The following is a 13737-nucleotide window of genomic DNA, read 5'->3' as shown; positions in this document are numbered from 1 at the left end:
GCGCGCACCGACCGGTGGGCACCGGGGCCCGGGAGCCTGTGGATCATCGCGTTGCCCCGGCGCCACCGGCTATGCTCGAACGCGTGAACGACGAGATTGATCTTTCCCAGTCCTTTAAGGCCTACGACGTGCGTGGCATCGTCGGCGAAACCATCAACGAGGAGATCGTCGAGGCCGTCGGCGCCGCCTTCGTGGACGTGCTGGGCCTGTCAGGTCAGCGCGTGCTCGTCGGCGGGGACATGCGTCCCTCCTCCCCCGCCTTCTCCGCGGCCTTTGCCCGGGGCGCCTCCTACCGCGGCGCGAACGTGTCGATGCTCGGGCTGATCTCCACCGACGAGCTCTACTTCGCCTGCGGGCACCTGGACGCGGCCGGCGTCGTGTTCACAGCCAGCCACAACCCCGCCTCCTACAACGGGATGAAGATGGCCAAGGCCGGTGCGGTGCCCGTCTCCTCGGACACCGGGCTGTATGAGATCCGCGACCTCGCCCAGTCCTACCTCGCCGAGGGCCTGCCGGTGTCCGGGGGCATCCCCGAGGGCACCATCGACACGATCGACGTGCTGGCCGACTATGCCGCCTACCTGCGCTCGCTGGTGGACCTCTCGGGCATCCGCCCGCTGAAGGTCGTCGTGGACGCGGCCAACGGCATGTCGGGCATGACCACTCCCGCTGTCCTCGGCGACGCCCTGCTGCCGGGGCTGCCGCTGGAGATCGTGCCGATGTACTTCGAGTTGGACGGCACCTTCCCCAACCACCCGGCGAACCCGCTGGAACCGGAGAACCTCAGGGACCTGCAGGCAGCGGTCGTCGAACACGGCGCCGACATCGGGCTGGCGTTCGACGGCGACGCGGACCGCTGCTTCGTCATCGACGAGACGGGGGCGCCGGTCTCCCCCTCGGCGATCACCGCCCTGGTGGCCCGCCGGGAAATCGCGCGGGCGAAGGCCTCCGGGGAGGACACCCCGGTCATCATCCACAACCTCATCACCTCACGTGCCGTGCCCGAGCTGGTGGAGCACGACGGCGGCCGGCCGGTGGTCACGCGCGTGGGGCACTCCTTCATCAAGGCAGTCATGGCCCAGGAGGGGGCAGTGTTCGGCGGCGAACACAGCGCCCACTACTACTTCCGGGACTTCTTCAACGCCGATACCGGGATGCTGGCCGCCATGCACGTGCTGGCCGCGCTCGGCTCGCAGGAGTTGCCGCTGGGCGAACTGGCCGCGGAGTACGAGCCGTACTTCTCCTCCGGGGAGATCAATTCCGAGGTCGCCGACAAGGACGGCGCCGTGGCCCGGGTGCTGGCCGAATTTTCGACGCAGGACACCGTGGTCGGTACGCTGGACGGGACCACCGTGTCAGCGACGGACGGATCCTTCTGGTTCAACGTGCGTCCGTCCAACACCGAGCCCTTCCTGCGCTACAACGGGGAAGCCGTCGACACCACGACCATGGAACGCGTCCGCGACGCCGTCCTCACCATCGTCAGGAGCACAGCATGAGCGAAAACACCACGGAAAACCGGTTGGCCGAACTCGGCGACGCCGCCCACCAGGACCTGAACAAGGTCCTCGGCACCGCCCTGGGCGTGGCCCGCGAACAGCTCGAGGCCAACGGCGTCTTCCTGCCGTTCGCCATCGGGCTGGAGCCCGACGCCGAGGAGGAAGGCGAGCTGCGCCTGCTCGCCGTCCAGCCGCCCGAGGAGGAACAGGATCCCGAGGCCGACATCGACGCCGAGGCGATGATGGAGGACCTGGTGACCCTGCTGACGGGCCAGCGCGACCAGTTCACCGCCGTCGCCCTCGTCTCCGACGTCACCTTGATGCAGGAGCACCGCGACGCGATCCACGCCATGGCCGAACACAGCCTCGGCGGCGCCGTCGCCGTCATCCAGCCCTACACGGCACCGGCCAACGACGGCGGGGAATGGACGTTCGAGGAGCCGACGCCGGAACCGGGCGAACTGCAGATCTGGGCGTGATGCCCCGACGTCGTCCACGATGAGGGTCAATGCCTTCTCCGACGGGTGCCTGCGCATCCTGATGGTCCTGGCCGCCCGCCCGGAGGAGCAGCTCACCACCCGCCAGATCGCCGGGCTCATCGACATCCCCTACAACCAGGTCAGCAAGGCCGTCCTGCGGCTGGGCCAGTTGGGACTTGTCGACATCCAGCGCGGCCGCACCGGCGGGGTGCGCATCAGCACCACGGGGCTCGACGCCCGGCCGGGATCCATCCTGCGCTCGCTCGATGAGCAGCCGGACATCGTGGAGTGCGTGCGGGCTGACGGCTCGGCCTGCCCGCTCATCGCCGGGTGCCGGCTGCGCACCGCGTTCAACCGCGCCCGGCAGGCCTTCTACGATGATCTTGACCACACCAGCATCCGGGAACTCTCCGCATCCCCCGGGCTGACGCGGCTGCCGATGCCGCAGGTGCCGTAACCGACTTGCGCTCATTTTCTACAGGCTGTAGAACTGAGAAGTAATACTTGCCAATCAGAAGCAAGTAATCGACTCGAGGAGATCCGATGCTCTCAGACACAGCCCGCCCCGTCATCGAAGCAACCCTGCCCGTCATCGGCGAACGGATCGGGGAGATCACCAAGAAGTTCTATGCCGGCATGTTCGCCGCCCGCCCGGAACTCCTCGACGGCCTGTTCAGCCGGGCCAACCAGAACAACGGCGCCCAGCAAAAGGCCCTGGCCGGCAGCATCGCCGCCTTCGCCACCCACCTGGTCCAGAACCCCGAGACCCTCCCCGAGTCGGTCCTGTCCCGCATCGCCCACAAGCACACGTCCCTGGGCATCCAGCCCGAGCAGTACCAGATCGTCTTCGAGCACCTCTTCGCCGCCATTGCCGAGGACCTCGGCGACGCCGCCACCGAGGACGTCGTCGCCGCCTGGACCGAGGTCTACTGGCTCATGGCCGACGCCCTGGTCAAGATCGAAACCGGGCTCTACGCCGAACAGGCCAACGACAGGATCTACGCCAGCTGGCGCCTGGCCAGCCGCGAGCCGGCCGGCACCGATTGCGTCACCTTCCGCTTCGTCCCGGCCGACGACACTGCGGTCTCCGTGGCCAAGCCGGGCCAGTTCGTGAGCATCCGCCTGCCCCTGGCCGATGGGCTGCGCCAGGTCCGCCAGTACTCGCTCTCCGATGCCGTCTCCTCCACCACCGAGCGCGTGCTGACCACCAAGCTCGATGCCGGTGGCGAGGTCTCCCCCTTCATGCACGAGAACCTGCAGGTGGGCGACGTCGTGGAACTGTCCAACCCGTACGGGGACATCACCCTGGACATGGAGGGCGCCCCGATCATCATCGCCACCGCGGGCATCGGCTGCACCCCCAGCGCCTCGGCCCTGCAGGCCCTGGCCGAGATCGGATCCGACCGCCGCGTGCTGGTCCTGCACGCCGAACAGCACGAAGCCAACTGGGCCCTGAAGGAGCAGATGCGCTCGGCCGTCGACGCCCTGCCCAACGCCGAACTGAAGCTGTGGCTCGAGGACGCCAGCACCAGTTCCGAGGACACCCTGGCCGCCGAGGGGTTCATGGACCTCACCGGCGTCGAGCTGCCCGCTGATGCCCTGATGTACCTGTGCGGCCCGCTGCCGTTCATGCGCGCGGTCCGCAGCCAGGCGATCGCCGCCGGCGTTCCCGCCACGAACATCCACTACGAGGTCTTCGGACCCGACCTCTGGCTCGCCGCCTGAGCCCACCCGCTGCGCGGCACGACGGCGCGGCCCCTGGGGAGGGCCGCACCGGGGGGAGCCGCGCTGCGAGCGGCCCGCCACCTGGATTAGCCAGGTGGCGGGCCGCTCCGCTACGCTCGCAGGGTCCACACGGGTGCCCCAGGAGGGGCTGAGATCGAGCTGACCGCTCGGGACCGTCGAACCTGTCCGGGTCATGCCGGCGTAGGAAGTTGAGGGCTCGAATGAGCAATTCCCTGGAAACACACACCATCGTCGCGTCCACCACCACGGGGACCGGCACGCCCGGGGCCGGGGGTGAAACACCCACCACCTGGGAGCAGCATCCACAACACCGCCTGCACTGGCTCGAGGATCCCGTGCATGGCCTGCGCGTCCCGGTCACCGCGATCTCGCTGGCCGACTCCCCCGATGGCCGGCCCAATGCACCACATCTGGCCTACCGGACGTCGGGGCCGGGGTCGGAACCCACCGCGGGGCTGCCCCGGCCGCGCGCGGACTGGATCGCCGCCCGGGCCGACACCGAAGAGTACGAGGGCCGGCGCAGGAACCTGCACGACGACGGCCGGTCGGCAGTGCGCCGCGGGGCGGCGTCGGCCGAATGGACCGGCACCACCCCCATCCCCCGCCGTTCCCTGAAGGGCCGGACGGTCACCCAGATGCACTATGCCCGGCGCGGATCCATCACCGCCGAGATGCGCTACGTCGCCCTGCGCGAGGGCTGCGACGTCGAACTGGTGCGCAGCGAGGTTGCCGCCGGCCGGGCCATCATCCCGGTGAACATCAACCACCCCGAGTCCGAGCCGATGATCATCGGCAAGGCCTTCCTGGTGAAGATCAACGCCAACATCGGCAACTCCGCGGTGACCTCCTCGATCCCCGAGGAGGTCGACAAGCTCACCTGGGCCACGAAGTGGGGCGCCGACACCGTCATGGACCTCTCGACCGGCGACGACATCCACACCACCCGCGAGTGGCTGATCCGCAATTCCCCGGTCCCCATCGGCACCGTTCCGATCTACCAGGCGCTGGAAAAGGTCGACGGCGATGCAGCAAAGCTGACGTGGGAGATCTTCCGCGACACGGTGATCGAACAGTGCGAACAAGGGGTGGACTACATGACCATCCACGCAGGCGTGCTGTTGCGCCATGTACCGCTGAGCGCCAACCGGGTGACGGGGATCGTCTCGCGCGGCGGATCGATCATGGCCGGATGGTGCCTGGCCCACCACCAGGAGAACTTCCTGTACACGCACTATGACGAGCTCTGCGCGATCTTCGCCCGCTACGACGTCGCCTTCTCCCTGGGCGACGGGTTGCGTCCCGGTTCCCTGGCCGATGCCAACGACGCGGCGCAGTTCGCCGAACTGGACACCCTGGCCGAGTTGACGCAGCGCGCCTGGGCGTTCGACGTCCAGGTCATGGTGGAGGGCCCCGGCCACATTCCCCTGCACCTGGTCCGCGAGAACGTCGAACGCCAACAGGAGCTGTGCCAGGGCGCCCCGTTCTACACCCTGGGTCCGTTGGTCACCGACACGGCGCCGGGGTATGACCACATCACCAGCGCCATCGGGGCGACGGAGATCGCCAGGTACGGCACGGCCATGCTGTGCTACGTCACCCCGAAGGAGCATCTGGGGCTGCCCGGCAAGGACGATGTGAAGACCGGGGTCATCACCTACAAGATCGCCGCGCACGCAGCCGACGTGGCCAAGGGCCACCCGGGGGCGACGGCACGCGACGATGCCCTGTCCAAGGCGCGGTTCGAGTTCCGCTGGAACGACCAGTTCGCCCTGGGGCTCGATCCGGCCACCGCCCAGGCGTTCCACGACGAGACACTCCCCGCGGAACCGGCGAAGACGGCCCACTTCTGCTCCATGTGCGGGCCGAAGTTCTGTTCCATGCGGATCTCACAGGACATCCGCGATGAGTTCGGTGGACAGTCGCGGCAGCGCGAGCTGGCCGATTCCATCGCCGCGGGCCTGGAGGCCAAGAGCCGCGAGTTCGCCGCCGCCGGCTCCAGCGTCTACCTGCAGGCGACGATCCCGGTCGGTCCCGCCGCCGGCTGACCCCCAGGTCCCCGGGCCCCGGCGCCGTGCCGTCAGAGCCCGGGGACCCGCACCAGCCGGGGATGCGCCTCGCCGCGTTCGATCCAGGCGCGGACCATGGCGTTGAAGAACAGGGGATCCTCGATGCTCCATTGGTGGTGCATGCCAGGGGCCAGGCGGAACTCGGTGTCCGGTCGCACGGCAGCCACATCGGCGAAGCCCTTGCGCACCACGGCGGGCTCCCGGGCGCCGGCCACCATCAGCAGGCGTCCGCCGAAGTCTCCGAGCCCCTCGGGAATCCCGCCGGCGTAGACCTCCTCGACCAACGCCTTCATGTTCTCCGGGCGCAGGCTCAACCCGTGGTCGGAATAGAGCTGGCGGGAGTTCGCGGGGATGCCGAAGGCCCCCGCCTGGACCTTCCAAAACCATTCGGCGTCCCCGAAGCGCAGCTGGGCCGCCGAGGAGATGCGGGCCGCTGCCCCGACCGGGCGCACCGAGGCCCCGGAGAACAAGGCGGAGGCAAACAATTCGGGATGCCGGGCCACCGCCCGCAACCCCACGACGCCTCCGAGGGAGAGCCCGACCAGGTGGACCCGCCCATCCTCGACCTCCTCGGCGATGAACGCCGCGACGTCGTCCGCTGCACTGTCCAGGCCCTGCCAGTCCTCGTCGGTGCGGGCACCGAAGCCGGGCAGGTGCGGGGTGAAGACCTGGTAGGCGGGAAACGCCTTGACCTGGGGGTCCCACATCCAGTTCGCGACGTTGCCCCCGTGCAGGAACACCAGCGTCTGGGCGGCCTTGCCGTCGGCGCGCGCCCGCTGGGGCCGGTGGATCTCCGGGTAGCCGGCCGGATCGGGCCGCGTGGCCGGGGCCGGGGATGCGGCCCGGTGCGGATCGGTGGCGGGGCGCTCGCTCATGGCAGGTTCCCTTCGACGGAGTCCAGCCAGGCAAGTTCCGCATCGACGTGCGCAATGCCATGGTCCAGGGTCGCGGCCATCAGGTAGCCGCGGCGGTCGGCCAATGCCGTCTCGTCGAGTTCGGCGCGCAGTGCCCGGTACGAGTGGTGCAGCTCCCGGGCCTCGGCGCGGCGCGCGGCCAGCAGGGACAGGACCTCCTCGCGGGCTAGGGAGCCGGAGAAGAAGATGCGCCCCAGGAACGGCTCCCGGGCCGGCTGGCGGTCCAGCGAACCGGTGAGCCATTCCTGCAGGGACGTGCGCCCGGCGGCGGTGATGTGGTGCTCCTGCCGCGCCGGGTAGTTCTCCTGCGGAACCGTCCGCACCGTGGCCAGGCCCTCGGAGACCAGTTGGGCGAGCGTGCGGTAGATCTGGGCCTTGTCGGCGTTCCAGAAGTGGTTGATGCTCGAGTCGAAATGCTTCTTCAGGTCATAGCCGGTCATCGGCGACAGGCTGAGCAGCCCGAGGATCAAGCGCGCGAGGATCATGGTTCCATCATGCCAGCCCGCTAGGTGAAAAGTCGCCCATGCCCCCGGCGTGTGGACTGTCCAACACCAGCGCAGGGCATGAGCTGCACCACGCACGACGGCGGGGAGCCGACCCGGGTGCCGGGCCGGCTCCCCGCCGTCGCGGGTGGATCGCTGCTAGGCGCCGAGGCGCTGCTTCAGCTCGTCCAGTTCATTCTGCAGCGACCAGGGCAGCGAGTCGCCGAAGTTGGCGTACCACTCCTCGATCCCCGCCAGTTCCTGCTTCCATTCCTCCGGATCGACAGTCACGGCGACGTCGACGTCGGCGGCGGTGAACCCGTCCAGGCCGGTCAGGTCCATCGACTCGCCGGTCGGCACGTTGCCGATCGGGGTTTCGCGGGCCTCTGCGGTGCCCTCGATGCGTTCGATGACCCACTTCAGCACGCGCGAGTTGTCGCCGAAACCGGGCCAGGCGAAGCCGCCCTCGGGGGTGCGGCGGAACCAGTTGACCAGGAAGATGCGCGGCAGGCGTTCCGGGTTGGCCTTGGATTCGATGGAGTCCCAGTGGTTGAGGTAGTCACCGGCGTCGTAGCCGATGAAGGGCAGCATCGCCATCGGGTCGCGGCGGACCCGGCCCACGGCGCCGGCAGCGGCGGCCGTCGTCTCCGAGGAGAGCGTGGAGCCCATGAAGATGCCGTTGGTCCACGAGCGGGCCTCGGTCACCAGCGGGATCGTGGTCTTGCGGCGGCCGCCGAAGAGGATCGCGTGGATCTCGACGCCGTCGGGGTTGTAGAACTCCTCGGCGAGCATGTCGATCTGGTCGATCGGGGTGCAGAAGCGCGAGTTCGGGTGGGCTGCCGGGGTGCCGGACTCCGGGGTCCAGTCGTTGCCGAGCCAGTCGGTCAGGTGGGCGGGGACCTCCTCGGTCATGCCCTCCCACCAGACACCGCCGTCGTCGGTGAGTGCGACGTTGGTGAAGATCGAGTTGCCCTTGGTGATGGCGCGCATGGCGTTGGGGTTGGTGCTCCACCCGGTGCCGGGGGCGACGCCGAACAGGCCGTACTCGGGGTTGACCCCGCGCAGTTCGCCTTCCTTGCCGATGCGCATCCAGTTGATGTCATCGCCCAGGGTCTCGGCCTTCCAGCCCTTCACCGTCGGGTCCAGCAGGGCCAGGTTGGTCTTGCCGCAGGCCGACGGGAACGCGGCGGCGACGTTGTAGCTCTTGCCCTGGGGGCTCGTGAGCTTCAGGATCAGCATGTGCTCGGCGAGCCAGCCCTCGTCACGCGCCATGACGGAGGCGATGCGCAGCGCGAAGCACTTCTTGCCCAGCAGCGCGTTGCCGCCGTAGCCCGAACCGTAGGACCAGATGGAGCGGTCCTCGGGGAAGTGCACGATCCACTTCTCCTCGTTGCACGGCCACGGCACATCGGCCTGGCCGGGCTGAAGCGGGGCGCCGACGGAGTGGACCGCGGGGACGAAGAACGCGTTGGTCGCCTCCATCTTGGCCAGCACGTCGTTGCCGATGCGGGCCATGATCCGCATCGAGGCGACCACGTAGGCGGAGTCGGTGACCTCGACGCCGAACTGCGGCTGCTCCGCGTCCAGCGGCCCCATGACGAACGGGATGACGTACATGGTCCGCCCGCGCATGGCCCCCTTGAAGAGGTCCTGCAGGATCGGGGTCATCTCCTTCGGGTCCATCCAGTTGTTGGTGAACCCGGCGTCGCGCTTCTCCGGAGAGCAGATGAAGGTCCGCTCCTCGACCCGGGCGACGTCCTTCGGGTCGGAGAACGCCGCGAAGGAATTCGGGAACTTCTCCTCGTCCAGACGGACCAGCGTGCCGGCGTCCACCAGTTCGCCGGTGAGGCGGTTGACCTCTTCCTGGCTGCCGTCGACCCAATGGACGTTGTCCGGCTGGGTGAGCTCGACGATGTCGGACACCCATGCCAATAGCTGTGCGTGGGTCGTCGGTGCTGTACGACGCTCCGCGTCGAGAACCGTCTGATCGGAGCGCTCGCTCATGTCCATTCCCTCCATTGGGCTGTTGCTGGTCTTATCGATGCTAGGGCGGCGGGCAAAGGGCACGACGGCGGCCCGGGCCCCGGCGCCGCCCCCACCCGGGCCACCGGCCGGCACTTCCCCGGATTTCCGGGCCTCCTTCCTTTCCTAGTGTGATTAAGATCACGTAGACCGGTCTAGTCAAATGTGTCGCAATGCCCCGTCCGGTGACGCTCCGACCACGTGCACCTGCCTCGATTTTGCACCCCCGCCTTCAGTCTGTATAGTTATTCGAGGTCAGCGACGAGGTCGCGGACCGAGCGCCCATAGCTCAGCTGGATAGAGCGTCTGTCTACGGAACAGAAGGTCAGGGGTTCGAATCCCTTTGGGCGCACCAACGAAAAGACCCCGCTTCGGCGGGGTCTTTTCTCGTTCCAGGGGCCCTGGACGTTCCGGGGCGACATAAACCACACCGGCACTAATTGAACTGACCGGTCAGTTTGATTTACGCTGGAGAGGTGCTGATTGCAAATGACTTCTCCCTCGACGGACGCCACGGCCCGCTGGTCGAACCCACCAGCTTGACCGCCGCCTCCGGCGAACTGCTCCTGGTCCAGGCCGAACCGCAGACCACACGCACCGCCCTGGCCCTGGGCCTGAGCGCCCGCATGCGTCCCGGAATGGGTGCCGTGGCCTGGGAGGGCGACTCCTCCCTGGCAGGGGTCCGCCGCATCAGCATGATCGTCGACTCCCCCGAGATCAACGAACCCGAATCCCACACCAAGGTCAGGGACCTCGTCGCCGAGGACCTGGCCTTGCACCCCGGCCCGTTCTGGCGACGCAGCAGCATCGACGACTGGCTGGACCGCCACCACGTGAGTGATCTGGCCGGCGAATTCGTCGACGCCATCGACCCGCTGGACCGCCTGAAGATCCTCACCCACCTCGCCCTCGAGGAACACCAGACCAAATTGCTGGTCTTCGACTCCCCCGATCGCCACGGCATTCCCGACGACGACTGGGTTGCCCACCTGGTCGAAACCGCAGCCGGGCGCCGGCACCCGGCGATCATCGCCGTCGTCCAGCGGATTCCCGATGCCTGGACCGGCAAGGTGGCCGCCGCCGGCCGCGACAACCTCCCCCACCCCACGGAGACCCCCGCATGACCACGCTTCGACTGGCACTTTCCGAACTCAAGCGCATGACCAGCGGCGTCCTGCCCTGGATGGCGATCATCGCCATGACCCTGGTCCCGCTGCTCTACGGCGCGCTGTACCTCTACGCGAACTGGGATCCGTATTCCCACCTGGACAACGTCAAGGTCGCGCTCGTGAACGAGGACCAGGGCGCGCAGCAGGACGGCAAGGACCTGCACGTCGGGGACGACGTCGTCGACTCGCTGCTCAAGGACGCAACGTTCGGCTGGAACGTCGTGGACTCCGAGGCCGCCGCCGAAGAAGGGGTACGCACCGGCGAATACGCCTTCGCCATGACCATCCCGAAGGATTTCTCGAAGAACCTGGCCTCCCCCGAGGACTTCGACGCCGCGCAACAGGCCATCCTGCAGGTCACCACCAACGACGCCAACAACTACATGGTGGGCACCTTCGCCGACAAGCTGGCCGGGGAGGTCCACAACACCGTGGCCAAGGAGGTCGGCACCGAAACCGCCGACACCCTCCTGACCGGGTACGGGCGCATCCACTCCCAGATGGCCAAGGCGGCCGACGGGGCCGGGGAGCTGAACGACGGTGCCGAGAAGCTCGAGGACGGCATCGGCACCCTGGGCCAGGGGGCAAGGAAACTCGATTCCGGTGCCGGGGAATTGGACGCCGGGGCACGCAAGCTCCATGACGGCACTTCATCCCTGGTGGCCGGCGAGAAGAAACTCGTGTCCGGGACCGCATCATTGGCCTCCGGGGCCGGCGAGCTGCAGGACGGCGCGGACCGCTTGTCCGGCGGGCTGGGGACACTGGAATCGAAAACCGCGAAGCTGCCACAAAAGACCCGGCAATTGGCCGACGGGGCCGCCTCGGCCAACGCCGCGGGAAAGAAGCTCGCCTCCGGTGCAGACCAGGTGGCGGACGGCAACGAGGAGCTCAGCGCCAAGGTCGGGAGCGCCGCAGAGACCATCAAGGCCCTCCAGGCCGACGCCGACCAACGGCTGGAGGACTCCGTCCAGCAGCTGATCGACGACAAGGTCATCACCGCCGACGAGGCCGAGGCAGCCCGCGCCTCGGTCAAGAAGCTGGCGGCGGACTCCGGCGTGACCGCCCGCGCCGAGCAGGCCAAGAAGGACCTGTCCACGGCGCAATCCCGGATCGACCAGCTCGCCGCCGGCTCCCGGCAGGTCGCCACCGGTGCCTCCCAGCTCAGTGGCGGACTGGGAACCCTCGCCACCGGTGCCGACACGCTGGCCGATTCCACGCCGGCCCTCGTCGGCGGCATCTCCGACGCAGCAAACGGCGCCGACCGGCTCTCTTCCGGTGCCGGCCAGCTGGCCAGCGGCGCCAACACGCTGCACGCCGGGCAGAAGGATGCGCTGTCCGGAGCCCAGCAGCTCAACAGCGGTGCGTCGTCGCTGGCGGACGGCACCGGCTCACTGAAACAGGGCACCTCGGACCTGCGTGACGGCATTTCCCGGCTCTCCTCCGGCGCCCACCAGCTGGTGGACGGTTCGGGCACCCTGGCCGCCAAGCTCGGCGACGGAACCAAGCAGGTCCCCAACCCCACGGACGCCCAGAAGACCCAGGTCTCCAATGTCATCGGCGACCCGGTCTCCGTTGCCCAGACCGACCAGGCCAGCGCCGGGACCTACGGCGAGGGACTGGCACCGTTCTTCATGACGCTCGCCGTCTGGATCGGCGCCTTCATCCTGGTGCAGATCATGCGGCCGGTCACCCACCGCGCGCTGGCGTCGAACGCCGCCTCGTGGAAGATCGCGATCGGCGGCTGGCTGCCGTTCCTGTTCCTGTCGATGCTCCAGTCCACCGTCCTCTACGGCGTCGTGCTGTTCGGCCTCGGCCTCGAGACTGCGCACCCGTGGCTGACCTGGGGGCTGTTCCTGGTGGCCAGTGTCGCCTTCACGGCCCTGGTCCAGGGCATCTGCGCCCTGCTGGGAACCCCGGGCAAGCTCGTGGTCCTGGTGCTGCTGGTGCTCCAACTGGTCTCCGCCGGCGGCACGTTCCCGTGGGAGACCACGCCCGATCCGTTGCATGTGGCCCACAACCTGCTGCCCATGGGCCATGTGATCACCGGGCTGCGCCACCTGATGTACGGCGCGACCCTCGAGGGGCTGACGCCTCTGGTGTTGTCGTTGCTCGGCTACGCGGCGATCGGCCTGGCCATGAGCATCCTGGCCGTGCACCGGGGCAAGACCTGGACGTTGAAGACGCTGCACCCGGAGCTGGCGGCATGACCGGCAGGCAGCGGGTCAGGGCGACCGGCTCCAAGCACAAGCTGTTCGCCGCGTCCATGACGCTGATCGGCGAACGCGGACACCACCGGGTCAGCGTCGACGAGATCGCCGCGGCGGCGGGGGTCTCCAAGGGCACCGTCTACTACAACTTCGGGTCCAAGGCCCAGCTGATCGGCCAGTTGATCCGCTTCGGTGCCGACGTGCTGTTCGCCCGGCTGGAGAAGGGGGTGGCGGATCCCGACCCGGTCACCGGCTTCCGGGACATGGTGGCCGCCTCGCTGGAGTTCATGCAGGAGTATCCTGCCTTCGCGCAGCTGTGGATCAGCGAGCAGTGGCAGTCACCCAGCGAGTGGTCAGAGACCCTGGCGGAGTTGCGCGGGGAGATCATCGGCGTCATCGCCGCGGCGTTGGAGAGGCTGCGCGCGGCCGGGGGGCACCCGGCGCTGGAGCGGGCCGATCATCAGGCCCTCGCCACCGCTGTCTTCGGTGCGGTGCTGATCATCGGCCGCGACCGCCATGTCTTCCATCCCGAGCGCAGCATCGCCACCTGTGTCGATGCCGTGGCCGCCTTCGCGGCCGTCGGCTGAGGAGCCCCGGCGCGACGGCTCAGGGCCGCGGCACCACGAAGCCGGTGACGCGTGCGTCCCGGCCGTCGAGTTCGGCCCACGGCTTCTGCGGTTCCAGCAGGGTGAGCCCCAGCGTCGGATAGCGGGTGGCCAGTTCCATCACCGGTTCCTCCTGCGACTGCACCGAGGCCAGCGCCATCGCGACGTCCTGGACGGTCGGCAGGTGCCCGATGACCAGCAGCGTGCCGACGGTCTCGGGGGTCTCGTTGATGATGGAGACCAGCTGCGTGGCCGAGGCACCGTAGACCCGCGAGTCCAGATACGGCGTCGGCCCCTTCTCCCCCAGCTCGCTGGACACCCAGGCACACGTGGACCTCGCCCGCAGCGCGTCAGAACACACGATGTAGTCCGGGATCCAGCCGTGCTCCACCATCCAGGCTCCGGCCGCGGGGGCCTCGCGGTGGCCACGGGTGGCCAGCGGCCGCTCGTGGTCCTCGACGCCGAACGGGAACTCGGCCTTGGCATGGCGCAGGAGCATCAGGCGCTTGGCATCGTGCTGGCTCATGGAACCAGCTTAGGGGGCCGGA

Annotated in this window: 12 protein-coding genes, 1 tRNA gene and 1 riboswitch; of the genes, 9 read left to right on the top strand and 4 right to left on the bottom strand. The window is 68.6% G+C overall.

Annotated elements, in window-relative coordinates; genetic code table 11:
- Positions 1-83: 83 nt before the first annotated feature.
- The 5 genes from ACN0TP_RS13210 (at position 84) to thiC (ending at position 5769) form a co-directional block, all read left to right on the top strand.
- Positions 84-1499, top strand: a complete 1416-nt coding sequence (locus ACN0TP_RS13210; RefSeq protein ID WP_417219671.1) for a phosphomannomutase/phosphoglucomutase — start codon at positions 84-86, stop codon at positions 1497-1499.
- Positions 1496-1978, top strand: a complete 483-nt coding sequence (locus ACN0TP_RS13205) for a hypothetical protein (protein WP_417219670.1) — start codon at positions 1496-1498, stop codon at positions 1976-1978. The genes ACN0TP_RS13210 and ACN0TP_RS13205 overlap by 4 nt, the downstream gene beginning before the upstream one ends.
- A gap of 19 nt (positions 1979-1997) precedes the next feature.
- Positions 1998-2435 (top strand): RrF2 family transcriptional regulator, encoded by a 438-nt coding sequence (locus ACN0TP_RS13200; protein ID WP_417219669.1) that lies wholly within the window; start codon positions 1998-2000, stop codon positions 2433-2435.
- A gap of 86 nt (positions 2436-2521) precedes the next feature.
- Positions 2522-3703: a globin domain-containing protein gene (locus ACN0TP_RS13195; RefSeq protein WP_417219668.1), complete on the top strand. Its 1182-nt coding sequence runs from the start codon at positions 2522-2524 to the stop codon at positions 3701-3703.
- Between the two features lie 119 nt (positions 3704-3822).
- Positions 3823-3928: riboswitch (TPP riboswitch) on the top strand.
- Positions 3925-5769 carry a phosphomethylpyrimidine synthase ThiC gene (gene thiC, locus ACN0TP_RS13190; RefSeq protein WP_417219667.1) on the top strand — a complete coding sequence of 615 codons (1845 nt, stop codon included), beginning with the start codon at positions 3925-3927 and terminating at the stop codon, positions 5767-5769. (Overlaps the previous riboswitch by 4 nt.)
- 32 nt (positions 5770-5801) lie before the next feature.
- Here the strand turns inward: thiC and ACN0TP_RS13185 are convergent, their stop codons facing one another.
- From ACN0TP_RS13185 to ACN0TP_RS13175, 3 genes are all read right to left on the bottom strand, one after another.
- A complete protein-coding gene (locus ACN0TP_RS13185; protein WP_417219666.1) occupies positions 5802-6665 on the bottom strand; it encodes an alpha/beta fold hydrolase in 864 nt (287 codons plus the stop codon).
- Positions 6662-7189 carry a PadR family transcriptional regulator gene (locus tag ACN0TP_RS13180; RefSeq protein WP_417219664.1) on the bottom strand — a complete coding sequence of 176 codons (528 nt, stop codon included), beginning with the start codon at positions 7187-7189 and terminating at the stop codon, positions 6662-6664. Before ACN0TP_RS13180 ends, ACN0TP_RS13185 begins: the two co-directional genes overlap by 4 nt.
- Before the next feature lie 156 nt (positions 7190-7345).
- Positions 7346-9190: a phosphoenolpyruvate carboxykinase (GTP) gene (locus ACN0TP_RS13175; RefSeq protein ID WP_417219663.1), complete on the bottom strand. Its 1845-nt coding sequence runs from the start codon at positions 9188-9190 to the stop codon at positions 7346-7348.
- Positions 9191-9486: 296 nt separating this feature from the next.
- Between ACN0TP_RS13175 and ACN0TP_RS13170 the strand changes: the two genes are divergently transcribed.
- The 4 genes from ACN0TP_RS13170 (at position 9487) to ACN0TP_RS13155 (ending at position 13171) form a co-directional block, all read left to right on the top strand.
- A tRNA-Arg gene (locus ACN0TP_RS13170) sits at positions 9487-9563 on the top strand.
- Between the two features lie 121 nt (positions 9564-9684).
- Positions 9685-10332 carry an ABC transporter ATP-binding protein gene (locus ACN0TP_RS13165; RefSeq protein ID WP_417219662.1) on the top strand — a complete coding sequence of 216 codons (648 nt, stop codon included), beginning with the start codon at positions 9685-9687 and terminating at the stop codon, positions 10330-10332.
- The gene (locus ACN0TP_RS13160) at positions 10329-12584 is read left to right on the top strand and encodes a YhgE/Pip family protein (RefSeq protein ID WP_417219661.1); all 2256 of its coding nucleotides are present in this window, start codon (positions 10329-10331) and stop codon (positions 12582-12584) included. The genes ACN0TP_RS13165 and ACN0TP_RS13160 overlap by 4 nt, the downstream gene beginning before the upstream one ends.
- The gene (locus ACN0TP_RS13155) at positions 12581-13171 is read left to right on the top strand and encodes a TetR/AcrR family transcriptional regulator (RefSeq protein WP_417219660.1); all 591 of its coding nucleotides are present in this window, start codon (positions 12581-12583) and stop codon (positions 13169-13171) included. Before ACN0TP_RS13160 ends, ACN0TP_RS13155 begins: the two co-directional genes overlap by 4 nt.
- A 19-nt stretch (positions 13172-13190) precedes the next feature.
- Here ACN0TP_RS13155 and ACN0TP_RS13150 read toward each other — a convergent pair whose 3' ends face one another.
- The gene (locus ACN0TP_RS13150) at positions 13191-13715 is read right to left on the bottom strand and encodes a SixA phosphatase family protein (RefSeq protein ID WP_417219658.1); all 525 of its coding nucleotides are present in this window, start codon (positions 13713-13715) and stop codon (positions 13191-13193) included.
- Between the last annotated feature and the right edge of the window lie 22 nt (positions 13716-13737).

The sequence above is a fragment of the Arthrobacter sp. genome, assembly GCF_048266065.1.
In the GTDB taxonomy this organism is placed as follows: Bacteria; Actinomycetota; Actinomycetes; order Actinomycetales; family Micrococcaceae; genus Arthrobacter_H.
This window is presented reverse-complemented; position numbering and strand designations above follow the sequence as displayed.

Coding starts and splice junctions, on each gene's coding strand:
- ACN0TP_RS13185 (WP_417219666.1), bottom strand. CDS start 6,665: ATGAGCGAGCGCCCCGCCACCGATCCGCACCGGGCCGCATCCCCGGCC.
- ACN0TP_RS13200 (WP_417219669.1), top strand. CDS start 1,998: ATGAGGGTCAATGCCTTCTCCGACGGGTGCCTGCGCATCCTGATGGTC.
- ACN0TP_RS13155 (WP_417219660.1), top strand. CDS start 12,581: ATGACCGGCAGGCAGCGGGTCAGGGCGACCGGCTCCAAGCACAAGCTG.
- ACN0TP_RS13205 (WP_417219670.1), top strand. CDS start 1,496: ATGAGCGAAAACACCACGGAAAACCGGTTGGCCGAACTCGGCGACGCC.
- ACN0TP_RS13180 (WP_417219664.1), bottom strand. CDS start 7,189: ATGATCCTCGCGCGCTTGATCCTCGGGCTGCTCAGCCTGTCGCCGATG.
- ACN0TP_RS13160 (WP_417219661.1), top strand. CDS start 10,329: ATGACCACGCTTCGACTGGCACTTTCCGAACTCAAGCGCATGACCAGC.
- ACN0TP_RS13195 (WP_417219668.1), top strand. CDS start 2,522: ATGCTCTCAGACACAGCCCGCCCCGTCATCGAAGCAACCCTGCCCGTC.
- thiC (WP_417219667.1), top strand. CDS start 3,925: ATGAGCAATTCCCTGGAAACACACACCATCGTCGCGTCCACCACCACG.
- ACN0TP_RS13175 (WP_417219663.1), bottom strand. CDS start 9,190: ATGAGCGAGCGCTCCGATCAGACGGTTCTCGACGCGGAGCGTCGTACA.
- ACN0TP_RS13150 (WP_417219658.1), bottom strand. CDS start 13,715: ATGAGCCAGCACGATGCCAAGCGCCTGATGCTCCTGCGCCATGCCAAG.